Raw genomic sequence first — 22,209 nt, forward strand, 5'->3', positions numbered from 1 at the left:
GGCCAGCATCGTGGTCAGCATGCGCACCACAACCTCGCCCTCACCCCGGTCGTCGTCCACCACCCCGCCGCGGCCGACCGTCGCCCCGCCCGCGACCCGGCGGGCCCTCGACTGGCGCGTCCGCTTCGCGCTGCTCTCGCTGATCTGGGGCTTCAGCTTCCTGCTCATCAAGGTGGGAACCGGGGCGTACGCCCCCTTCCAGGTCACCTTCGGCCGGCTGCTGTTCGGTACGGCGGTGCTCGCGGTCGCGATGGCCGTGAAGCGTGCCGGGCTGCCGCGCGGGGCGCGCACCTGGGGCCATCTGACGGTCGCCGCGTTCTTCCTCAACGCGCTGCCGTTCTCACTCTTCGCGTACGCGGAGCTGACGATCCCCTCGACGCTCGCCGGCATCTGCAACGCCACGTCGCCGCTGTGGGGCATGGCCCTGTCGCTGGTCGCGCTCTCCGAGGACCGCCCCACCCGCCGCCGCGTCGCCGGACTCGGCATGGGCTTCGTGGGCGTCCTGACCGTCCTCGGTGCCTGGCAGGGTTTCTCCGGACTGGACGTCAGCGGCACCGCCATGGCGCTGCTGGCCTCGCTGAGCTACCCCATCGGCTGGATCTACGTCCGGCGTACCCTCGCGGGGCGCAGCGAGTCGCACCTCTCCCTCACCGGTGCGCAGCTGTTCCTCGCCACGCTGCAACTCGCCCTCGTCACACCTCTGTTCACCGGCGTTCCCGCCGCGTTCCCGGTCGTCCCGCTGCTCGCGGTGGTCGCACTGGGCGCGCTGGGCACCGGCCTGGCCGTGCTGCTGCAGTACGGGCTCGTCGCCGAGGTCGGCCCGACCACCGGCCAGATGGTCACCTACTTCATCCCGGTGATCGCCACCGCGGCGGGCGTGACGCTCCTGGACGAACAGCTCACGTGGAACACCCCGGTCGGCGCGCTCATCGTGCTGGCCGGCGCGGCCCTCACCCAGAGCCGCGCCAGGCCCACGGCGCGTCAGCCGTGACCCGCGAGTCGGCGGCGCATCAGCCGTGACTGCCCGTCGGCATCGGGCCGACCGCCGCCGCCACCGCGTCGGCCAGCGTCCCGATGCCGGCCGCCGTCAGCCCGGAGACGGTGAGCCGGATCCCCGGTCCCGCCGCCATCCGGAACCGCGCGCCCGGCGCCACCGCCCACCCCGCGTGCAGCATCCGGGCCACCGCGCCGGTCTCGTCGGCCACCGGCACCCACACGTTCATGCCGCTGCGCCCGCGCGCCGCGACGCCCCGCTCCGCCAGCGCCCGTACGAGCGCGTCGCGCCGCTGCCCGTACGCCGCCGCGACCGCCCGCGTGTCCACCGCGCCGGTCTCCCAGAGGTGGAGCACCGCCCGCTGGAGCAGCACGCTGACCCAGCCCGGCCCGAGCCGCTGCCGCCCCTGCACCCGGTCGACGGTGACGGCGTCACCGGTGAGCGTGGCGAGCCGCAGATCCGGCCCGTACGCCTTGGAGACCGAGCGGACGAACGCCCAGCGGTCCGTCGCGCCGGCCAGCGGATGCGGTGGCAGGTCGACGAAGCCGTGCCCGTGGTCGTCCTCGATGAGCAGCACGTCGGGGTGGGCGGCCAGGACGCGCCGGAGCTCCGCCGCCCGCGCCGCTCCCACCGCAGCGCCCGTCGGGTTCTGCGCGCGTGCGGTCACGCAGACCGCCCGCGCGCCCTCGCGCACGGCCCGCTCGACGGCGTCGGGCAGCGGCCCGTCGTCATCGAGAGCGACCGGCACCGGCCGCAGCCCCAGCGCCGGAACGAGGTCGAGGAGGGCGCCCCACCCGGGGTCCTCGACGGCCACGGCGTCGCCGGGTTTCAGGTGGGCGGCCAGGACCCTCTCCATGGCGTCCAGCGAGCCGGAGGTGACGGCGACCGGCCCGCCCGGCACCCCGTCGGCGTCCAGCGCGGCGCGGGCGGCCCGGGCGAAGTCCTCGTCAACCGGCGACCGGCCGTAGAGCACCGGGCGCTCCCCGCTGTGCCGTGCCGCGGCCGCGAGCGCCTCACCGAGCGGCGGCAACAGGGCCGGGTCGGGGTTGCCCTCCCCGATGTCGCGCACGCCTTCCGGCGCCTCGATGCGGATGGTCCCGCGCACGGTGGTCGCGGGGCGGGGCCGCACCCGGCTGCCCCTGCGCCCGGCCGTCTCGATCACCCCGCGCTCGCGCAGGGTGCGGTACGCGGCGGCCACGGTGTTGGGGTTGACACCCAGCCGGGTCGCCAACTCCCGCATGGGCGGCAGCACTTGCCCCGGCTCCAGGGCGCCCGCGCCGACCCCGTGCTCCACGCTCGCGGCGATCTCCGATGCGCGACGACCCTCGATCCGATACTCTCCTAGCACAAACGATATTATGCACTAGTGCAATGGAGTACGCAATGCCGGAGACCGCAACGCCGGAGACCACCGTGGATGACGCGGCGTACGAGCCGACCGACCGCACCGTCCCGACCCGCTCCCGCCACCGCGCCTCGTACGACCGCGATCTGGTGCACGCGATACTCGACGAGGCGTACGTCTGCCACCTCGGCTTCGTCCGTGACGGCGCGCCGGTCGTGCTGCCGACCCTCTACGGCCGGGTCGGCGAGCGCCTCTACATCCACGGCTCGACGGGCTCCCGCCCCCTGCGCATGGCGGGCGGGACCGACCCGGGCCTGCCCGTCTGCCTGACCGTCACGCACGTCGACGGCCTGGTCCTGGCGCGCTCCGCCTTCCACCACTCCATCAACTACCGCTCGGTCGTGGTCCACGGCACCGCCCACCAGGTCACCGACCCGGAGGAGAAGCGCACCGCGCTCGACGCGCTCGTCGACCACGTCGTCCCCGGCCGCTCGCTCGACTCCCGCCCGGCCGACGCCAAGGAGCTCGCCGCGACCGCCGTGCTGCGCCTGGACCTCACCGAGGTCTCCGCCAAGGTCCGCACGGGCGGCCCGAACGACGAGCCCGAGGACGCCACCCTCCCCCACTGGACCGGCGTCGTGCCCCTCAGGACCGGATACGGAGCCCCGGTCCCGGCCGATGACCTCGACCCGGCCGTCGCCCTGCCCGACTACCTCCGCGCCCTGTGAGGCCCCGATGCTCATCCACCCCTGGGACGCGCCCCGGGACGACGCCGAGTGGCGCGACTGGCTGACGCGCCACGACTTCGGGCAGCTGGCGGTGAACGGCCCGCCCGGCTCCCCGCCGTGGGTCCAGCCGACGCACTTCCGGTACGACCCCGAACCCGGCCCGTACGGTCGCGTCCTCACCCATCTGGCCCGCCCCAACCCGCTGTGGCCGGCGCTCGAGGCGGACCCGCACGTCCTGCTCAGCGTGGTCGACGACTACGCGTACATCCCCGGCCCCTGGGCCGCACCGGAGGACGAGCCGCCCGAGTACGGCACGCCCACGTCGTTCTACGCCGCCGTGCAACTGCGCTGCACCGCCCATGTGGTGGACGATCCGGCGGAGAAGGCCGACCTGCTCAACCGGCAGGTCGCCCACTTCCAGCCGGAGGGCGGCTCGGCTCCGGCGACCGCCGGCGAGGCGCCGTTCGGCCGGCTCCTGCCGGGGCTGCGCGGGCTGCGCCTCGACGTGATCGAGGTGCGCGCGAAGTTCAAGTACGCCGGCCACAAGTCCGAGCCGGTGCGCGCCCGTATCGCGGCCCACCTCGCCTCCCGCGCGGCCCCTCACGACGACGCGGCCCGCGCCCACCTCGAGCGCCGCTCCCCCGCGTAGTCCGGCGCCACGGGGCGGCACGGGGCGCCCCACGCCCGCGGGGCATCCACCCGGCGGGCGTGGGGCCGAAGGCGCGAGGCGCCGAGGAGCCGTCGGGAGGCTGTCACACGGCGCCCACCGCCGCCCCCCGCGCCTCGCCGACCGCCAGCCCGCCCACGGCCGCCAGCAGCACCAGGGTCCCCACCGCCGTGCCGACCGTCAGCCGTTCGCCGAGCACCGTCACGGCGATGACCGCCGCGCTCACCGGCTCCAGAAGCATGATCACCGACACGGTCGCGGCCCGTACGACCGCGGCGCCCGCGAAGTACAGCGCGTACGCCAGCGCGGTCGGGATCGCGGCGATGTACGCCAGGAGCCCCAGTACCTGGGCGAGTTCCGCCGTACCCGGCACCAGACCCTCGGCCACCGCCATCGGCAGCAGCCCGGCCGCGCCGATCGCGAACGCCCACACCGTCGTGGTGAGCGCGTCCCCGCCGCGGCCGTCCCGCCCGAGCCACCGCGTCAGCAGCGTGATCGCCGCGTACCCGCCCGCCGACAGCACCGCCAGGGCGACCCCCGCGGGCCGCACCTCCCCGGTCCCGCCGCCGAGCACCAGCACGGCGAGCCCGGTGAGCGCACCGGCGACCGCGGTGATCCCGCCGCCCCCGAGCCGTTCACCCATGGTCAGTCGCGCGCCGAGCGCGATGAGGACGGGCCCGGCGCCCAGCGTGATGACGGTGGCGACGGCGAGGCCCGTCGCCTCGACCGCCGCGAAATAGGCGCTCTGGAACAGGGTGAGCCCGAGCCCCGTGCCGACGACGCGCACCACGCGCCGCCGCCGGGACTCGGCCGCCGGCGCCGTACGGGGCGCGGTACGAGGCGCCGTACGCCGACGGCCCCGCCGCACCGCCACCGCGCCGAGCAGCAGCACAAGGCCGCCGACGCAGCGCCAGAACGACAGGGCCAGGGGCCCCAGGTCACTGACCCGGAAGACCAACGAGGCAGCCGCGCCCGCGGTACCCCAGGCCACCCCGGCGACGATCAGATACAGAAGACTCCGCCCGACGGACACGACGGGCCCGGCAGACAGAGTCATGGAGGAATTCGACACGTGACTTCTCCGCGTGAAGACAGGGAAAGGATGGGCCGCTCGACTCCGCACGCGGGCAGCGACACATCACCCGGGGACCACCCCGGGGCCGGTCTTCGTCACAGACGTCGCCGACGTCCCCGGACACGCCCTTGAACGCCGGGGCGGCAGGAGCCGCCAGGGCGCGGGACGCCGAGAAGCGTCGGCGGAGACGTGCCGCCCGCGTCAGGCGGCGGGCGGCGGAAGCACGGTCGAATGCATGATCGACACCTTACGTGGCGGTCCGTCCGGCCGCCACCTCGTCACCGGACACCGGCCGCTCGGACCCCGCCACCGGCCCGTCCGGCGCCGCCTTGGGCGCCGACGACTGGGCGATGAAGGCCCCGGCCAGCACCACGGCCCCGCCGACGATCTGCGGCGCCGACAGGTGCTCCCGCAGCAGCACCCACGCCAGTACGGTCGCGATGACCGCCTCCAGACACGCCACCACACCCGCCACCTGCGGGGAGAGCTTGCGCACGGAGATGACGCCGGCGATGTACGCGATGACGGTGGCGACCAGCACCACCCAGCCGAGCAGCAGCCACGCCGGCGCCTCGGTCCCGCCCAGGTCGGCGGTGCCGGCCAGCACCGCCCGGTCCATGCCCCACGGCCGGGCGACGACGGTGAGCACGACGGCGCCGACGAGCAGGCCGTACGCGATGACACCGAGCGGGTCGGCGGGCTCCTCCCCGTCACTTCCCTGGTCGGACAGGACGAAGTAGCCGACCTGGCAGCAGGCGGCGCCGAGGGCCAGCAGCAGCCCGAGCGCGTCGAAGCGCAGCCCGGACCACACCTCCACCACGCACGCGAGGCCGCCGACCGCGAGGATCACGCCGAGGGCGGCGGCCCGCGTGACGGGCCTGCGCTGGACGAAGCGCACCCACCCGAGCACGAGCGCCGGGGCGAGGTACTCGATGAGCAGCGCGACACCCACCGGGATGCGGGACAGCGCGGCGAAGTAGCAGGCCTGGACGCCGGCGACGGCGAGGAGTCCGAACCCGGCGAGCAGCGCGGGCTTGCGGCGCAGCAGGTCGCGGTGGCGCCAGGCGAGGGGCAGCATGACGAGCGCGGCGCCGGTCACCCGGAGCCACACCACGTGCAGCGGGTCGAGGCCCGCTTCGATCAGCGGCTTGGCCGCGACGCCCGATCCACCGAATGCGAAGGCCGAGGCCAGGGCGAGTCCCAGGCCGGCGCTTCTCCCCTGAGACGCGTGCATCGGCACATCATGGCAGGACCCGGTCAGGAGCGTAAAGGCGGTCACACCTGTTGAGACAGCTCGTCGACGCGGGCGGTCACGGCCGTGAGGTCGACCCCGGCGCGGGTCGGCACGTCGACGGCCCGGCGCTCCGGATCGGCGACGAGGGCGGCCGACAGATCGAACCCGCTCACGCTCGCCTCCGCGGTCCGCCCCGGTGCGCTCGGCTGCCCGCGCCGGAGCCCGTCGCAGAGCGCGCGGGGCGGTGGCGGCGGCGGGCGACCACCCGGCCGGCGCGTCCGCGCGCACCACGTCAGGGGCGGCACCGGGAGACCTCGACGGAGCCCCACCACCGCGGTCCGCATCCGATGCCGCACCGGGCCAGGTGACCGAGCACGCGTGCGGCCTGCCGCCCGCCGAAGACCGATCCGGCAGTCAGGGCCGGAGAAGATGGGCGGTGTCGATCCGCGGGTCGCCGCCCCGCAGCGCTCCGCGAAGCGCGCCGGCGACGACCCCGGCCGGCTGCGCGGTGGGCCCGGCTTCGGCGGGTCCCGGGATGGGGCTGTGCACCCTTCCCACTCCAACCGGCGGAGCCGGGCGCGAACGTCCGCGCCGAGGAGCATGCGTCCATCGCGCGAAAAGTGGGCTCGGCCGCTCTCCCTCCTCCCGGAGGAGAGGTCCGTGCACCGGCGCCCGCAGACGGCGCAGCGGCGGACGAAGGCCCCGCGACCGGAGTCGCGGGGCCTCGTCCCACCGTCAGTGCTCGTCGGCGAGGATCAGATACAGCTTCTTCCGGGCCTCGTTGATGACGGCGAGGGCCTTCTGCCGCTGCTTCGCGTCGCCGGTCTTCCAGACCTGCCCGAACGCCTCCAGCAGACCGAAGCCGGCCTGCCGGATCTCGTTCATGGCCTCCCAGTCGACGCCCCGCCCGGCCTCCTCCCACGGGGCCTCCGGCCCCGCTTCGGCCTCCGCGCGTCCCGCGTCGGTGAGCGTGAACAGCCTCTTGCCGCCCTCGCTCTCACTCGCGATGAGCCCCTCGTCCTCCAGCAGCTGGAGGGTCGGGTACACCGAGCCGGGGCTGGGCCGCCAGGCCCCGCCGCTGCGCTCGGCGATCTCCTGGATCATTTCGTAGCCGTGCATCGGCCGGTCCTTCAGCAGGGTGAGGATCGAGGCGCGCACATCGCCGCGCCGCGCCCTGCCCCGGCCGCCTCCGCGTCCGCCGCCCCCGAAGGGCCCTCCGCGGAACGGCCCGCCGCCGAAGCCCGGCCCGAACGGGCCGAAGGCGGCGCGCAGCCCCTCGAAGTCGCCGAGCCGGTCGCCCCAGCCACGAGGGCCGGGCCCGCAGTTCCCGTGCCCCTGTCCGGGTCCGTGCTCATGTCCGTGACCGTGTCCGTGTGAACGCATCGTTTACACTCCCTCGATCTTTGAGCTATCCCGATGGCTCAACGATATATCGGAAGATGTCATCGGGCAATCGTTTCCGACACTCGTTCGGGGCTGACCTGTCTCAGCGAAGATTGATCCGATCTCACCGAAGCTGCACTGATCCAGCTTCGTCTCAGCGAAGGTTCATGCTTCAGCGGTTTGTCTCAGCGAATCTGCACCGACTGTGCCAGTGAAGATTGGCCGGTGCGGGGTGATCCGCTACTCGGGCGGCATGGCCTTGCGCTGGCGGTATGCCTTCTGGCGGCAGCCGTGTGAGCAGGTCAGACGCCCGTCCTTGACTGACTCCTCAGACACCGGACGCCTGCAAGCCGCGCAGATGCCCGGAGTGTGGGGCCGAGCGGTGGCCCGGCGAGTCGGCAGTGGCTCTTGGGCCGCCTGACGTGCCGCATAGCCATCTTCCGGCAGGCAGGCGAACACACCTGGCGACGTTGCCCGTACTGGACCCAGCTCAGCTCCCTCCCATAAACCCTTCGGCTCGCCAAACACCTCCAGCAGACGCTCGGCCACCGCCACCGGCCGGCCAGAGCGTGCCCGGCGACACCGCGCCAGCCACCGGACGTTGGCCATGAGTACCGGATCCGGACGGCCGACCCACTCAAACTGCCAGCCCGCCGCCGCGCAGGCCCGCTCGGTCGCCGCGAACGCCTCCCGCGTCCGCTGATCCATGTCCTTCTCAGCGCGGACGTCCACGACCTGAGCTTGCCCCGCGGCCAGTCGAACGAAGTAATCGGGAGCGTGGCGGCGCTGTCGCCTGCCGTCGTGCCAGTGCAGCCAGAAAGGCTGCGACGAGATCGCCCTCACCTGCGGATCTCCGTCGAGCAGGATCAACCGGTCCCGCTCCAGCCACGACTCATAGCCCACGTGATCGCGCATGGTCGCCGAGTAGTACCAGCCGGCGAAGCCCGGCGTGCCCTTGTCCCAGCGGAACGGCCGGACGGGCTCAACTGTCTCGAACGAAACCTGCCAACTCGCTCCCGGCGGAGCCGGCGACGTTCTCCGTCGCTGAGAAAGTCCAGCTCAACGCCGTTAACGCCTCATCGCCGTACGCGCGCGACAGGGCTTCCACCGCACCCCCAGCCCGAAGGCTGAGCGAGTACTCAACCTTCGGTGACACTAACGGCCATCCGTTCAGCTTCGCTGAGATTCGCGAAACCTTCGCTGAAACAGGTCAGCAAGGAAGGTTGAGCGTTGTCATCGAAGGTTGGTGACCGCTAGGTTTTCTCACCGAAGGTTGATGATCGTTTAGGGCTGGCTGTCTGGGGAGACGACGGGGGAACCGGTTACGCGCGTACGGCGATCCCGTGCTCAGCGCCCGTGATGGGAGACTCTGATGGGCTCGTTCGATGTGCCGTTGGATGACGAACGCACCCAGCTCGACGCGTTCGTCCAGGAGTATCGGAGCGCCCTCGAGGTAACCCTCGACGGCCTCACCGAGGAGCAGGCCCGCCGCCGACTCGTCTCGTCGGCGACAACGTTGCTCGGGCTGCTCAAGCACGTCACGTGGATGCAGCGGGTGTGGTTCGAGGAGTGCGTCGGCGGCACATCCCGTCGGGAGCTCGGCTTGGTTCAGAGCCCGGACGAGTCCTTCCGGCTCGCCGACGACGACACCGTCGCCTCCGTCACGGCGGCCCACCGGGAGGCCTGCGCGACAGCCCGGGCGGTGGTCGCCGACCTGCCGCTGGACACCGTCGTGACCGGCCACCGTGCCGGGCCGCGCACGCTGCGCTGGGTGTACTTGCAAGTCCTGCGCGAGCTGGCCCACCACTGCGGGCACGCCGACATCCTGCGCGAGCAGCTACTTGCCGCCGACTGAGTTCTGAGACCGGACCTGACGGCGCAAAGGCCCGATCGACACCGAGACACACGCGGGCATACCATCACCGCGACTACACACCGTGAACAAACCACGGCCACTTACCTCCCCACCAAATGGCCGCCAGTGGGACTCCGAACTGGCCACCGACAGGCGACCTGCCCTGGAACCAACCGACGACCTGCGCGGCATGCGGCGGCCCCCTGGGACCGGGCCGCACGAACCACATCCGCGTGTCGTGCTCACCCACCTGCCGCAACAGGCTCCACTACCTGCGCAAGAAGGCGCGGCTCCGTCAGCAGTCCGCGAACGGTGATGCCCAGGAGCAGTCCCTCAACCTTCGATGAGAATCGCTTAACCTTCGCTGCGGCGGGTCAGGGGCCGGCAACCCGGCATTGGCCTTGGCCTGCCGCTTCGCGTCACCGTTACGGTCGTGTGCATGCGGATCCGAATCGTCGACGCCTTCACCGACCGTCCCTTCTCCGGCAACCCGGCGGGCGTCCTCCTGCTCGACGCCTTCCCTGACGACCCCTGGCTCCAGAAGGTCGCCGCCGAGGTCAACCTCTCGGAAACGGCCTTCGCCCACCCTCTCCCACCCGGCGGCGAGGCGGACTGGGCCCTGCGCTGGTTCACCCCGGTCGCCGAGGTCGACATGTGCGGCCACGCCACTCTGGCCACCGCCCACGTCCTGCACACCACCGGGCGCGCGACCGGCACGGTGCGCTTCGCGGCGCGGTGCGGCATCCTCTCCGCGACCGCCACGGAGGACGGCTCGATCACGATGGACTTCCCCACCTCCACGCTCACGCCGGTGCCGGCGCCCGACGGGCTCGCGAAGGCGCTCGGCACGGAGGTCGTCTCCGTGCACGACACCGCCGCCCACATCGGCGACCTGCTGGTGGAACTGGCGGACGAGCACGCCGTACGGTCCCTGGCACCCGACTTCGCGGCCCTGGCGACCATGTCGAACCGGGGCGTCATCACCACGGCCGCGGCCGAGGAGCCGGGGCGCGGCTACGACTTCGTCTCCCGCTGCTTCTTCCCGGCGCTCGGCATCGACGAGGACCCGGTGACCGGCAGCGCGCACACCGCGCTCGCACCGTTCTGGTCGGCGCGCACCGGGCGGGACGAGCTGACCGGCCTCCAGGGGGGCCGCCGCACGGGCCTCATCCGTACCGCCCTGCGGGGCGAGCGCACGCTGCTGACCGGCGGCGCGGTCACCGTCATCGAGGGCGACCTGCTCGCCTAGGACACGCGCGGAAGGGGCGTACAGCAGACGCCGTACGCCCCTTTTGTCGTTCCTCCGCCGTCAGCTCACAACCAGCCCACGTGGGGCTTCAGCAGCGCGTACCCGACGAACGCCACGATGTCGAGGAACGCGTGCGCCGCCACCAGCGGCCCCACCCGCTCCCACCGCCGGTACAGCAGCACGAACACCGCGCCCATCACCATGTTGCCGATGAAGCCGCCGACGCCCTGATACAGGTGGTACGAACCGCGCAGCACCGAACTCGCCACCAGCGCCGCCATCGGCGTCCACCCCAGCTGCCCCAGCCTGCGCAGCAGGTACCCGACGACGATGACCTCCTCCAGTACGGAGTTCTGCACCGCCGACAGGATCAGCACCGGGTACTTCCACCACACCGCCGGCAACGACTCGGGCACCACCGTCAGATTGAACCCGGCCGCCCGCGCCACCACGTAGAAGGCGAGCCCGGCGCTCCCGATGCCGGCCGCGACCAGCGCCCCGCGTCCCAGGTCGCTCCACGGCCTGCGGCGGTCGAAGCCGATCGCCCGCAACCCCGCCCCCTCCCTGAGCAGCAGATGCGCCACCAGCACGACCGGCACCAGCGCCGCCGCGATCCCGAACAGCTGCCAGGCCAGGTCCAGCCACGGCCGGCCCGGTGCCGCCGAGGTGTTGAGGTGGGCCGCCTGGTCCTTCAGCCCGCCGGGTTTCGTCAGCGCGCCGATGAAGCTGATCAGTGAGGCGACCCCGCTCGCCCCGAGCGAGAGTGCCAGGACGACCAGCAGCTCGGACCGGAGGACCTTGCGGGGGGAGCCCCCCTCGGGAAGAGAATCGGCCACGCGCCCCGCCTGTGCCTGCACAGCTGCCTCCGCTTCAGGAATCCGTTCCGCCCCCGCCGCCGCGTCACTTCGGTGACGCGGACCTGCGGGACGTCACAGCTTGCCCCACGACTGCCCGGCGGAAGCAGCCGGGCGGGTCCGTGACGACGCGGAGGCACCGCCCCGGCACAGGGTTCACAGCGGACACAGCGGACACGGCGCAGACGGCGGACGGACACAGGCGGACGCGGCAGGTCCCTGCCGCGGTGTGACGGCCTCACGCCGGGCGCCGGTCCTCCGGTGCCGGGAAACCCACCGGCCAGGTGTGCACCGGATCCCCGTGGCTCGCCAGCTCGCAGTAGCGGCGCGTGGTGGCGGCGAGCGCCGCCTCGCGGCCGAGACCCGCCTCCAGGGCCCGGTGGAACGTTTCGACCTGCCACGACGCGCCGTTCACGCGCCGCCGGCACCGCTCCTCGATGATCCCGAGGTACCGGTCGCGGTCGGCACGCTCGACGCCCCACGCGTCGAGCCCGGCGGCGGCCAGCGGCAACAGTTCGTCCCGTACCAGCTTCACCGCCGGCACCGTGGTGACGCCGCCGCCCCGCCCCGGCCGCGGCCAGCGCAGCTCGGCGTCGATGCCGTGGCGGCAGGCGACGTCGAAGTTGGTGGCGGCGTCCGCGAACGGCAGCCGCTTCCACACCGGCTTGGACTCCTCCGCCAGGGCGCGCACGAGTCCGTAGTAGAAGGCGGCGTTCGCCAGCACGTCGTCGACCGTCGGCCCGGCCGGCAGCACCCGGTTCTCCACACGCAGGTGCGGCTGGCCGTCCATGACCCCGTACACCGGCCGGTTCCAGCGGTACACCGTGCCGTTGAGCAGGACGAGTTCCCGCAGGGACGGTACGCCGCCCTCGTCGACGATCCGCAGCGGGTCCTCGTCGTCGCAGATCGGCAGCAACGCGGGGAAGAACCGCACGTTCTCCTCGAACAGCTCGTACGCCGAGGACACCCACCGCTCCCCGAACCAGGTGCGCGGCCGTACGCCCTGGGCCTGGAGCTCGGGCGGCCTGGTGTCCGTGGCCTGCGTGAACAGCGGTGGCCGGGACTCGCGCCACAGCTCGCGTCCGAACAGGAACGGGGCGTTGGCGCCGACCGCGATCTGCACGGCGGCGACGGCCTGCGCCGCGTTCCACACGTCCGGGAACCGGGCCGGCGTGACCTGGAGGTGCAGTTGCACGGAGGTGCAGGCCGCCTCCGGCGCGATCGAGCCGGCGGTGCAGGTCAGATGCTCCACCCCGTCGATGTCGAGCGTGAAGTCCTCGCCCCGCGCGGCCACGATCTGGTCGTTGAGGAGCATGTAACGGTCGACGTCCGAGAGATTCCCGGACACGAGATCGCCCTCGGTGAGAGTCGGAAGAATTCCGATCATCACGATCCCGGCGTCGACCTCCTGCGCCTTGCGATGCGCGTACCCCAGTCCGGTGCGCAGCTCTTCCGCGAGCTGATCGAAAACGCGACCCCCGAGCCGGTGCGGCGCGATATTCACTTCCAGATTGAACATCCCCAGCTCGGTCTGGAAATCACGGCTCGCAATGCGCTCCAGTACCTCGGCATTCATCATGCGCGGCATGCCGTCCGGTCCCGCCAGATTGAGTTCGATCTCCAGGCCCATCAGATTCCTGGGGCGGTCGAACCTCTTCTCGGCAAGGAGTCGCCCGAGGGCCGCCAGGCACTGCTGCACCTTTCGGCGGTACCTCTGCCGATCGGACAGGTCGAACCCGCCTGCCTCGACCTTCTCCCCCATCGAGCGTCCCTCCTCATGGGTGGCGCGCGGCTTCGGCCGCCTGTGTCACGGACGATAATGCCCAGCCGGACTGATCTGTAACGCCCCCACGGACATGGTCTGCCCGCTAGGCTGGAGAGTAAGACCGTCCGGCACATTCCGGGGGCAAGAGACAGCGGGCAGTTACCAGGGGCGGCTGCCCTCGATAAACAACGGCCAGTTTCGGCCGACCGCGTCCCGGCGCGCGCCGCAGGCCACGGCTCCGGGGTTCACGGGAAATCCACACGAACCCCGCAAAACAAAGTCCCGATCTCGGCTTGTTCGCAATACCGGCGACAGCTAGCGGAAACATCACGTGAACACGCGTCGTATAAACTCCGCGAACGAGGCAGAGAGCCGGCGCCCGGTCATGGCCCATCGGCCCCCCTCTGGCTCCGTTGCTGACAGTGCCGTCCGCACCTTCCTTCGCACCTCCCACGCATCACCTGTCTCTTGAGTGAGAGGCGACCCACCATGCCGCTCCATGTCTCCCAGGCCCCCGCGCCCGCCCTGCGCAGCGTCCTCGTGGCCCTCGGCTCCACCGCCGTCCGCGAGGCCCACACCCCCGCTCTGCGGTCCGTCCAGGGACCGATGAGCCCCGAACTCCCCCTGCCCGTCCACGTGCTGGACGTACGCGACCATGCCGTCCCGCCCGCCGGTACCCCGCGCACCCGCCTCGTCGGCTGGCGGTTCATGATCCGCGGCGGAGAGGGGCCGGTCGCCGCCGCGGACACCAGGCTCACCCCCGACGGCTGGACGTTCTCGCACTTCTTCGAGGGGCCCTACCTCGCGTCGACGGAGCGGGCCCTGCGCCAGGCCGAGACGATGACGACCCCGTTCCAGCCCCGGCTGTTGTCCGTACCCGACCTCTACATGCTGACCCTGTGGCTGCACAGCGACCCGGAGGCCGACCCGGCCACGGGCAGCCCCACCCCGGCCGACCTCCTGGTTCCGCTGGCGCCGGCGCCACCCGGTATCGCCGCGCACATGCCGTACCGCGTGGCCGACCTGCTGCCGGTGCTGAACCTGCGTCTCGCGCCTCCCCCGCTGCTGGAGTCAACCGCGTGACGCCCCCGGGTGACCCGTACGGACTAGCCCGCTGAGGCCATCCCGAACCACCCAAAGAGACAGAGGGTTAGAGCTGAACCATCCGCACGGGTGATACGTCATTACGCAGTAGGAAGCGCTGCAGTGAAATCCCTGCGGATTGACGCCCGTGGGGCAACACTGGGACCGGATCGACCGACTCAACGGGGGGCGGCCATGAACACCGCATCGAGCCGCAGGACACACACCACATCGCAGCGAAAGAATCCACCCATGTGCCAGCACCAGCCAGCCTGCCCGACCGCCGACTCCGCCGACCGGGAGGCGGCGCGTCTGGTGGCACACCACCCGGAGCAGGGCTGGAGCCTGCTGTGCAACGGCGTCCTCCTCTTCGAGGACACCGGTGAACTGCTGCCGGACGGCCAGGTCATCGCGCCGCACCGGCCGCTGGGCGCCTCGCACGTCATGACGGCCGCCTGAGACACCCGCGTCGCCACCGCACCACGCATGACGAAAGGGCCGGTACGGAATCACTCCGTACCGGCCCTTCCCGTCCGGTCAGTTGTCGTACTCGTCCAGCGGCGGGCACGAACACACCAGGTTGCGGTCACCGAACGCGCCGTCGATCCGGCGCACCGGCGGCCAGTACTTGTCCGCCGCCGAGACGCCGGCCGGGAAGACCGCCTCCTCGCGGCTGTACGCGTGCGCCCACTCGCCGCCCAGCGCGGCAGCCGTGTGCGGGGCGTTGCGCAGCGGGTTGTCCTCGGCGGGCCACTGGCCCGACGCGACCTTCTCGACCTCGGCGCGGATCGCGATCATCGTGTCGCAGAACCGGTCGAGCTCGGCGAGGTCCTCGCTCTCGGTCGGCTCGATCATCAGCGTGCCGGCCACCGGGAACGACATGGTCGGCGCGTGGAAGCCGTAGTCGATCAGCCGCTTGGCGATGTCGTCGACGCTGACGCCGGTCGCCTTGGAGATCGGCCGCAGGTCCACGATGCACTCGTGGGCGACGAGCCCGGCCGGGCCGGTGTAGAGCACGGGGTAGTGCGGCTCCAGTCGCTTGGCGATGTAGTTGGCGGCCAGCACGGCGACCTGCGTCGCGCGCTTGAGGCCCTCGCCGCCCATGAGCCGGACGTAGGCCCACGAGATCGGCAGGATGCCGGCCGAGCCCCACGGGGCGGCCGAGATCGGGCCGACGCCCGTGTCCGGTCCGGCGCTCGGCTGGAGCGGGTGGTTCGGCAGGTACGGGGCGAGGTGGGCGCGCACACCCACCGGACCCACGCCGGGGCCGCCGCCGCCGTGCGGGATGCAGAACGTCTTGTGCAGGTTCAGGTGCGACACGTCACCGCCGAACTCACCCGGCTTGGCGAGCCCCACCAGCGCGTTGAGGTTGGCCCCGTCGACGTACACCTGGCCGCCCGCCTCGTGTACCTGGGCGCAGATGTCGGCGACGTGCTCCTCGAACACGCCGTGGGTGGACGGGTAGGTGATCATCAGCACGGACAGTTCGTCGCGGTACTGCTCGATCTTGGCGCGCAGGTCCTCGACGTCGATCTCACCGTCGTCGGCGGTCTTGACGACCACGACCTTCATGCCGGCCATCACGGCGCTCGCGGCGTTGGTGCCGTGCGCGGACGACGGGATGAGGCAGACCGTGCGCCGCGTGTCGCCGTTGGCTCGGTGGTACGCGCGGACGGCGAGCAGACCGGCCAGCTCACCCTGCGAGCCGGCGTTGGGCTGGATCGACACCTTGTCGTAGCCGGTGACCTCGGCGAGACGCTCCTCCAGCTCACGGATCAGCGTCAGATAGCCCTGCGCCTGGTCCGCCGGCGCGAAGGGATGCATCTGCCCGAACTCCGGCCAGGTGACCGGTTCCATCTCCGTGGTCGCGTTCAGCTTCATGGTGCAGGAGCCGAGCGGGATCATGCCGCGGTCCAGCGCGTAGTCGCGGTCGGCCAGCTTGCGCAGGTAGCGCAGCATCGCGGTCTCGGAGCGGTGGGAGTGGAAGACCGGGTGGGTGAGGTAGCCGTCGGTGCGCAGCAGCGCCTCGGGCAGCCCGTCCGCCGCCTCGGCGTCCAGCGCCTCGATGTCGCCGCGCACGCCGAAGGCGTCCCACACGGCGGCGAGCTGGGCGCGGCCGGTGGTCTCGTCGCAGGCCACGGACACGTGGTCGGCGTCGACGAGGCGCAGGTTGACCCCGTTCTCGCGGGCGGCGGCGACGGCCTCGGCCGCCTTGCCCGGCACCCGGACGGTCACGGTGTCGAAGAAGGAGCCGTGGACGACCTCGACGCCGCCGGCGCGCAGACCCTCGGCGAGGATCACCGCGTACCGGTGGACGCGCCGGGCGATCTGCCTCAGCCCGTCGGGGCCGTGGTAGACGGCGTACATGCCGGCCATGACGGCCAGCAGCACCTGCGCGGTGCAGATGTTGCTGGTGGCCTTCTCGCGGCGGATGTGCTGCTCACGGGTCTGCAGCGCCAGGCGGTAGGCCTTGTTGCCGTCCGCGTCGACGGAGACGCCGACGAGCCGGCCCGGCAGGCTGCGGGCGAACGTGTCGCGCACGGCCATGTAACCGGCGTGCGGGCCGCCGAAGCCCATGGGCACGCCGAACCTCTGGGTGGTGCCCACGGCGATGTCGGCGCCGAGCTCGCCGGGCGAGGTGAGGAGGGTCAGGGCGAGCAGGTCGGCCGCGACGGTGACGATCGCGCCGAGCTCGTGGGCACGGTCGATGACCGGCTTGATGTCCCGCACCGCACCGGAGGCGCCCGGGTACTGGAGCAGCACGCCGAAGACGCCGCGCTCGGCGACCTCGGCCGGGATGCCGTCGCTCAGGTCGGCGACGACGACCTCGACGCCGGTCGGCTCGGCGCGCGTCTCGATGACGGCGATGGTCTGGGGCAGGGCGTCGGCGTCGACCAGGAACACGCCGTCCTTGACCTTGCCGACGCGGCGGGCCAGCGACATCGCCTCGGCCGCGGCGGTGCCCTCGTCGAGCAGCGAGGCGCCCGAGGTCGGCAGCCCGGTCAGGTCGGCGACCATGGTCTGGAAGTTGAGCAGCGCCTCCAGGCGGCCCTGCGAGATCTCCGGCTGGTAGGGCGTGTACGCCGTGTACCAGGCCGGGTTCTCCATGACGTTGCGCAGGATGACCGGCGGCGTGAAGGTGCCGTAGTAGCCGAGGCCGATCATCGGGGCGAGCACCTGGTTGCGGTCGGCGAGCGAGCGCAGCTCCGCGAGGACCTCCGCCTCGGTACGCGCGTCGGGCAGTGCGAGCGCCTCGGCACTCTTGATCACATCCGGCACGGCGGCGGCGGTCAGCTCGTCGAGCGAGCCGTAACCGACCTGCGCGAGCATCTTGGCACGGGCCTCGGCGTCAGGCCCGATGTGCCGCTGCTCGAAGGGGATGCCCTGCTCAAGCTCGGTGAGCGGAGTACGGTTGGCGGTCATCTACGGAGGCCTCCTGGTCGTCACGACCTGCGAGGGGCACCATGGCGCGGGTGCCCGGACGGCCTCCCCCTCTGTCATCTCAACCTGAGAGCTTCACCGGACCGCCCGCGGGGCAGCCCGGCTTTCACCGTCGGTGAGAGCGGATGCCGTCCGACGCCCGCCCTGCTTTCCAGAGTGACCTCATCCGCGCGGTACCGGGTGCCTGAGAGATTCCGGGGAGGATTTGCTCCTTCGGCGCCTCCGGAAGGTTTCTCCGGAGGACTCTCCCGCGCGGGGTCAACAGCCGTCTGCCAGCCTACCAGCGAGGTCGTGGCCCGATCCCTCGAGTGGCCGACGTCACCGATGTGCACTTTCGTAGTGGTGTAGCGCAGTTGCGACCAGTTGGAGGGATCGTGCAGAGCGATATCGATCCGCGGAGCCTGATCGGCCGTAAAGCCTTCGACCGCAACGGCCACAAAATCGGCACCGTCGACGAGGTGTACCTGGACGATGCCACGGGCGTACCCGAGTGGGCCGCCGTACGCACCGGTCTGTTCGGCCGGGACGCCTTCGTCCCCCTGGACCCGAGCACGCTCGACGACGAGGGCCTGCACGTGCCGTACGAACGCTCCCTGATCAAGGGCGCGCCGGACTTCGGCGTCGGCCGCCATCTCTCCCCCGAGCAGGAGCTGCAGCTCTACCACCACTACGACCTGGACCTCCCCGCCCCTCCGGCCGCCGACCGCGACTTCGGCAGGATCGCCGGTCAGGACGACTGACCGCCGGCCACCGCCGGCACCGGTCCGGCGCCCGGCACCAGCGGCAGCGGATCCGACGGCTCCAGATCCGGGTCCTCCGTACGGAAGGTCCGCACCCGCCCCGGCGCCGTCGAACCCGGCTCCTCGAACCGCACGGTCACCCGCCCCACCCCGCTGCCCTGCACCCACCCCGGCCCGTACTCCCGGTGACGCACGTCCTGCCCGGCGAGCCAGCGCCGCGGCTCCCCGGCGTCCTCCCCGGAAACGCCCACCCGCCCGGTGCCGTCCGGGCCGACCGGCCCGGACGACGCGTCGACCGAGGCCGCGCCGCCCACCGCCGGTCCCGTCCCCCCGGCCCCGCGCCCTCCCGGGACAGCACCCTCCTCCCCCCGTCCACCCGCCGGCGCCCGCGGCCCGCCGACGCCCTCCGGAGCGGGTACGGCGCCCGACTCCCCCGACCCCGACGGCTCCGGCCCCGCCGACAGGGCGCCCTCCGCCCGGTCCCGGCCCGCCGCGTCCCGTCCGGAGGCCGCGGCCTGGGCGAACAGGTCCTCCTGCGTGTAGTCCGCCAGCCCCGTCACACCGACGCCCAGCAGCCGTACGCCGCCCGTGGTGTCGACCGCCTCCAGCAGCCGGGCCGCGGCCTCCCGGACCACCACCGGGTCGTCCGTCGGCCCGCGCAGGGTCTCGGACCGGGTCAGCGTCGAGAAGTCGAAGCGCCGCACCTTCAGCACCACCGTGCGGCCCGACCGCCCGGCGCTCCGCAGCCTCCGCACGCACCGGTCCGCCAGGCGCTCCACCTCCAGGCGCACGCGTACACGGTCGTGCAGGTCCACGTCGAAGGTGTCCTCCACCGAGACGGACTTGGCGTCCCGCTCCGCCACCACGGGACGGTCGTCGTGCCCCAGCGCCATTCTGTACAGCGATATCCCGTGCGCCTTGCCCAGCAGCCGTACGAGCTCGTCCTCGCCCGCCTCCGCGAGGTCCGCCACCGTCGTCATCCCGGCCCGCCGCAGGTGCTCGCCGGTGGCCGGGCCGACGCCCGGCAGCGTCCGCACCGACATCGGTCCGAGCAGCTCCCGCTCGGTGCCGGGCTCGATGAGTACGAGCCCGTCGGGCTTGGCCTGCTCGGACGCGATCTTCGCCAGCATCTTGGAGCCCGCCAGCCCCACCGAACCGGTCAGCCCGGTGACCGCCAGGATGTCCCCGCGCAGCCGCTCACCGGTCTCCCGAGCGGTGGCCGCGTCATGGGCCGTGCCCCCGGCCTCCAGGTCCACGAAGGCCTCGTCGAGGCTGAGCGGCTCCACCAGGGGCGACAGCCGCCCCAGCAGCTCCATGACCTGCTCGCTGACGGCCCGGTAGAGGGAGAAGCGCGGCACCAGATACGCGGCGTTCGGCGCGAGACGCCGCGCCTGCGCCATCGGCATCGCCGAGTGGACCCCGAAGCGCCTGGCCTCGTACGAGGCGGTGGCGACGACCCCGCGCGGCCCCAGACCGCCGACCACCACGGGCTTTCCGCGCAGGCTCGGCTTCGCCGCCTGCTCGGCGGCGGCGAAGAAGGCATCCATGTCCAGATGCAGAATCGTCGGCGCGGCTCTCACAACACCGATGCTGCCCTACGCCACTGACAATCGCCCGCACACCCGTGCGACGACGGGGATGTCTCGCGGGGATGTCTCCGTGGCACCCGTCAGACGGCCCTGTCGCGCCTGCGCCGTGCCAGCTCGTCCGAGGGGTTGTGCCCGATCAGCGTCTCGCCGGTGTCGACGCGCTCCCCGTGCAGCTGCGACAGCGCCGCCTCGACATCGCGCCACACCACGCCCACGGCGATTCCGAAGACGCCCTGACCGCCCTGCAGGAGGTCGACGACCTCATCGGGCGACGAGCATTCGTAGACGGTGGCGCCGTCGCTCATCAGCGTCATGCGCTCCAGATCCTGAAAGCCGCGGGCCCGCAGGTGCTGGACGGCGGTGCGGATGTTCTGCAGCGCGACCCCGGTGTCCAGGAACCGCTTCACGATCTTGAGGACGACCACGTCCCGGAAGCTGTAGAGGCGCTGCGTCCCCGACCCGTACGCCGGGCGGACGCTCGGCTCGACCAGCCCCGTACGGGCCCAGTAGTCGAGCTGTCGATAGGTGATGCCGGCCGCCGCGCACGCGGTCGGACCCCGGTAGCCGACGGTGTCGGTCGTCGGGTCGGCCACCTCTCCCTGAACGGTCGCACTCTCGTGAAGCGGATACGGCCCGCTCTGCCCCAGACTTCGTCCGGGGGTACCCCCAGTCGCACCGTCGCCGCTGTTCATCACGCCGACCCTCCGTCCTTGACCTGCCATCTCGACGGTAGGCAGTCGCCCGGGGTGCGTCAACGATCGCCACACTCGGCACGCCGAGTGATAATCACCCTGAGAGTGGTTTGCCGTGACCCGGATTCGGGAACGGCTTATCGAATGCGCCGATGAACCCTCGCGCGGACGTCAGCGCAAGGCCCGTCGACCGCCGCTCAGCCGGTCGACGGGCGCCTGCTCACTGGCTGTTGGTGCCGAAGTCCTCGGGCGAGATCTGGTCGAGGAACTCGCGGAACTTCTCCACCTCGTCCTCCTGCTCGTCCGGGATGGCGATGCCGGCGTCGTCCAGCACCCCGTCACTGCCGAAGATCGGCGTCCCGGTCCGCAGGGCGAGCGCTATGGCGTCGGACGGCCGCGCGCTCACCTCGACTCCGCTGGCGAAGACCAGCTCCGCGTAGAAGACCCCTTCCCGCAGGTCCGTGATCCGGACCTCGGTCAGCTCCTGCCCCACGGCCTCCAGCACGTCCTTGAAGAGGTCGTGGGTGAGCGGCCTGGCAGGGGCCATGCCCTGCTGGGCGAAGGCGATCGCCGTCGCCTCTCCCGGACCGATCCAGATGGGGAGGTAGCGGTCGCCTCCCACTTCACGCAGGAGCACGATCGGCTGGTTGGACGGCATTTCCACCCGGACACCGACAACATCGAGCTCGTTCACATTGCAACCCTAGGACGTGCCGGACCGGTTTGGGTAGTCGGGGCCCTCCCGGACCCCTCCGAGTTCAGTGCAACCGGACACCGAGGGCCGTCTGCACCAGCGCCGCGTGCAGCCGCACGGACAGGGCCGCCAGCTCCTTCATCGTGGCCTCCGCATGGGCTCTGGTCTGCGGATTCCGGTGCCGGCGCAGCGGCGCGACCACCTGCTCGACGAGCCCGGCCTCGCGTTCGGCGGCGGCTTTCACGGTCCTCAGGTGCCGGGGTTCCAGACCGAATCTGCCCAGATCCGCGACCAGCTTCGCGACGGTCACCGCCTCGGCGTCGTACGCGCCGTCCGCGACCGGTGTGATCAGCCCGTAGGACTCCCACTCGGCCAGCTCGTCCTCGCCGACCCCGGCGGCCGCCAGGAGCTCCGACCTGCCCACCCGGGCCGCGGTGGGCGCGTCCTGGTCCGGTTCGAAGGGGCTGCCGGCCGTCAGCTCCCGCTGCGTGCCGGAGGCGGGCGCGGGCAGCCGTACCCGCTCACCGCGGGCCAACGCGTCCAGGTGCTCACGGATCACCTTGAGCGGCAGGTAGTGATCCCGCTGCATCCGCAGGATCTGCGCGAGCCGCTCCACGTCCGCCGAACTGAACTTCCGGTACCCGGACGCGGTCCGCTGCGGCTCGACGAGCCCCTCCGCCTCCAGGAACCGGATCTTGGAGATGGTCACTTCGGGAAACTCTTCACGCAGCTGGGTGAGCACCGTCCCGATGCTCACCAGCTGATCACCCGCCCCGGCGGTGCCGTGTCCGGCACCGCCCGTCGGTGGTCGTGGCATGGGC

General features: G+C 72.2%; 20 protein-coding genes, 1 pseudogene and 1 riboswitch. Of the genes and pseudogenes, 8 read left to right on the top strand and 13 right to left on the bottom strand.

Annotated features, from left to right (window positions below):
- The first annotated feature begins 19 nt into the window (after positions 1–19).
- A complete protein-coding gene (locus tag ABZZ38_RS19830) occupies positions 20–991 on the top strand; it encodes a DMT family transporter (RefSeq protein ID WP_356741462.1) in 972 nt (323 codons plus the stop codon).
- Positions 992–1,010: 19 nt separating this feature from the next.
- Here ABZZ38_RS19830 and ABZZ38_RS19835 read toward each other — a convergent pair whose 3' ends face one another.
- On the bottom strand, positions 1,011–2,342 hold the full coding sequence (locus ABZZ38_RS19835) for an aminotransferase class I/II-fold pyridoxal phosphate-dependent enzyme (protein WP_356741464.1): 1,332 nt from the start codon (positions 2,340–2,342) through the stop codon (positions 1,011–1,013).
- A 35-nt stretch (positions 2,343–2,377) separates the two neighbouring features.
- On the opposite strand from ABZZ38_RS19835, the gene ABZZ38_RS19840 reads away from it, so the two are divergent.
- Complete coding sequence (locus tag ABZZ38_RS19840; protein ID WP_356741468.1) at positions 2,378–3,067, top strand: pyridoxamine 5'-phosphate oxidase family protein; 690 nt, start codon at positions 2,378–2,380, stop codon at positions 3,065–3,067.
- A 7-nt stretch (positions 3,068–3,074) separates the two neighbouring features.
- Positions 3,075–3,716: an FMN-binding negative transcriptional regulator gene (locus ABZZ38_RS19845; RefSeq protein WP_356741472.1), complete on the top strand. Its 642-nt coding sequence runs from the start codon at positions 3,075–3,077 to the stop codon at positions 3,714–3,716.
- Positions 3,717–3,819: 103 nt separating this feature from the next.
- Here the strand turns inward: ABZZ38_RS19845 and ABZZ38_RS19850 are convergent, their stop codons facing one another.
- From ABZZ38_RS19850 to ABZZ38_RS19870, 5 genes and pseudogenes are all read right to left on the bottom strand, one after another.
- A complete protein-coding gene (locus ABZZ38_RS19850; RefSeq protein WP_356741474.1) occupies positions 3,820–4,791 on the bottom strand; it encodes an EamA family transporter in 972 nt (323 codons plus the stop codon).
- Positions 4,792–5,056: 265 nt separating this feature from the next.
- Positions 5,057–6,043, bottom strand: coding sequence for an EamA family transporter (locus ABZZ38_RS19855; RefSeq protein ID WP_356741476.1), 987 nt, complete (start codon positions 6,041–6,043; stop codon positions 5,057–5,059).
- Positions 6,044–6,084: 41 nt separating this feature from the next.
- Positions 6,085–6,216 carry a hypothetical protein gene (locus ABZZ38_RS19860; protein ID WP_356741478.1) on the bottom strand — a complete coding sequence of 44 codons (132 nt, stop codon included), beginning with the start codon at positions 6,214–6,216 and terminating at the stop codon, positions 6,085–6,087.
- A 562-nt stretch (positions 6,217–6,778) separates the two neighbouring features.
- Positions 6,779–7,426, bottom strand: coding sequence for a PadR family transcriptional regulator (locus tag ABZZ38_RS19865; RefSeq protein WP_356741481.1), 648 nt, complete (start codon positions 7,424–7,426; stop codon positions 6,779–6,781).
- Between the two features lie 240 nt (positions 7,427–7,666).
- Positions 7,667–8,377, bottom strand: a pseudogene (locus ABZZ38_RS19870) (TnsA-like heteromeric transposase endonuclease subunit); the annotation flags it as partial.
- 421 nt (positions 8,378–8,798) lie between these two features.
- Here ABZZ38_RS19870 and ABZZ38_RS19875 point away from each other — a divergent pair.
- Together ABZZ38_RS19875 and ABZZ38_RS19880 are read left to right on the top strand one after the other, a co-directional pair.
- A complete protein-coding gene (locus tag ABZZ38_RS19875; RefSeq protein ID WP_356741483.1) occupies positions 8,799–9,281 on the top strand; it encodes a DinB family protein in 483 nt (160 codons plus the stop codon).
- Between the two features lie 439 nt (positions 9,282–9,720).
- Entirely contained in the window at positions 9,721–10,530 is an 810-nt protein-coding gene (locus ABZZ38_RS19880; protein ID WP_356741488.1) for a PhzF family phenazine biosynthesis protein, read from the top strand.
- Between the two features lie 65 nt (positions 10,531–10,595).
- Here ABZZ38_RS19880 and ABZZ38_RS19885 read toward each other — a convergent pair whose 3' ends face one another.
- Positions 10,596–11,366, bottom strand: a complete 771-nt coding sequence (locus ABZZ38_RS19885) for a type II CAAX endopeptidase family protein (protein ID WP_356741490.1) — start codon at positions 11,364–11,366, stop codon at positions 10,596–10,598.
- A gap of 256 nt (positions 11,367–11,622) precedes the next feature.
- Positions 11,623–13,146, bottom strand: a complete 1,524-nt coding sequence (locus tag ABZZ38_RS19890) for a glutamate--cysteine ligase (protein WP_356741492.1) — start codon at positions 13,144–13,146, stop codon at positions 11,623–11,625.
- Positions 13,147–13,638: 492 nt separating this feature from the next.
- Here ABZZ38_RS19890 and ABZZ38_RS19895 point away from each other — a divergent pair, with 492 nt between their 5' ends.
- Entirely contained in the window at positions 13,639–14,232 is a 594-nt protein-coding gene (locus tag ABZZ38_RS19895) for a hypothetical protein (protein WP_356741494.1), read from the top strand.
- Between the two features lie 252 nt (positions 14,233–14,484).
- Entirely contained in the window at positions 14,485–14,691 is a 207-nt protein-coding gene (locus ABZZ38_RS19900) for a DUF5999 family protein (protein WP_356741496.1), read from the top strand.
- 78 nt (positions 14,692–14,769) lie between these two features.
- On the opposite strand, the gene gcvP is transcribed toward ABZZ38_RS19900, so the two are convergent.
- Positions 14,770–17,655 (bottom strand): aminomethyl-transferring glycine dehydrogenase, encoded by a 2,886-nt coding sequence (gcvP, locus tag ABZZ38_RS19905; RefSeq protein ID WP_356741498.1) that lies wholly within the window; start codon positions 17,653–17,655, stop codon positions 14,770–14,772.
- Positions 17,656–17,834: 179 nt separating this feature from the next.
- Positions 17,835–17,934, bottom strand: a riboswitch (glycine riboswitch).
- Positions 17,935–18,047: 113 nt separating this feature from the next.
- On the opposite strand from gcvP, the gene ABZZ38_RS19910 reads away from it, so the two are divergent.
- Positions 18,048–18,413: a PRC-barrel domain-containing protein gene (locus tag ABZZ38_RS19910; RefSeq protein WP_356741500.1), complete on the top strand. Its 366-nt coding sequence runs from the start codon at positions 18,048–18,050 to the stop codon at positions 18,411–18,413.
- Here the strand turns inward: ABZZ38_RS19910 and ABZZ38_RS19915 are convergent.
- The 4 genes from ABZZ38_RS19915 to ABZZ38_RS19930 form a co-directional block, all read right to left on the bottom strand.
- On the bottom strand, positions 18,401–19,993 hold the full coding sequence (locus ABZZ38_RS19915; protein ID WP_356741503.1) for a DNA polymerase IV: 1,593 nt from the start codon (positions 19,991–19,993) through the stop codon (positions 18,401–18,403). The genes ABZZ38_RS19910 and ABZZ38_RS19915 overlap by 13 nt on opposite strands.
- 89 nt (positions 19,994–20,082) lie before the next feature.
- A complete protein-coding gene (locus tag ABZZ38_RS19920) occupies positions 20,083–20,694 on the bottom strand; it encodes a MerR family transcriptional regulator (protein WP_356741506.1) in 612 nt (203 codons plus the stop codon).
- Positions 20,695–20,914: 220 nt separating this feature from the next.
- Positions 20,915–21,388 carry a bifunctional nuclease family protein gene (locus ABZZ38_RS19925; protein ID WP_005475662.1) on the bottom strand — a complete coding sequence of 158 codons (474 nt, stop codon included), beginning with the start codon at positions 21,386–21,388 and terminating at the stop codon, positions 20,915–20,917.
- A 64-nt stretch (positions 21,389–21,452) separates the two neighbouring features.
- The gene (locus ABZZ38_RS19930; protein ID WP_356741512.1) at positions 21,453–22,205 is read right to left on the bottom strand and encodes a MerR family transcriptional regulator; all 753 of its coding nucleotides are present in this window, start codon (positions 22,203–22,205) and stop codon (positions 21,453–21,455) included.
- Between the last annotated feature and the right edge of the window lie 4 nt (positions 22,206–22,209).

The organism is Streptomyces sp. NPDC006368, assembly GCF_040612535.1.
In the GTDB taxonomy this organism is placed as follows: domain Bacteria; phylum Actinomycetota; class Actinomycetes; order Streptomycetales; family Streptomycetaceae; genus Streptomyces.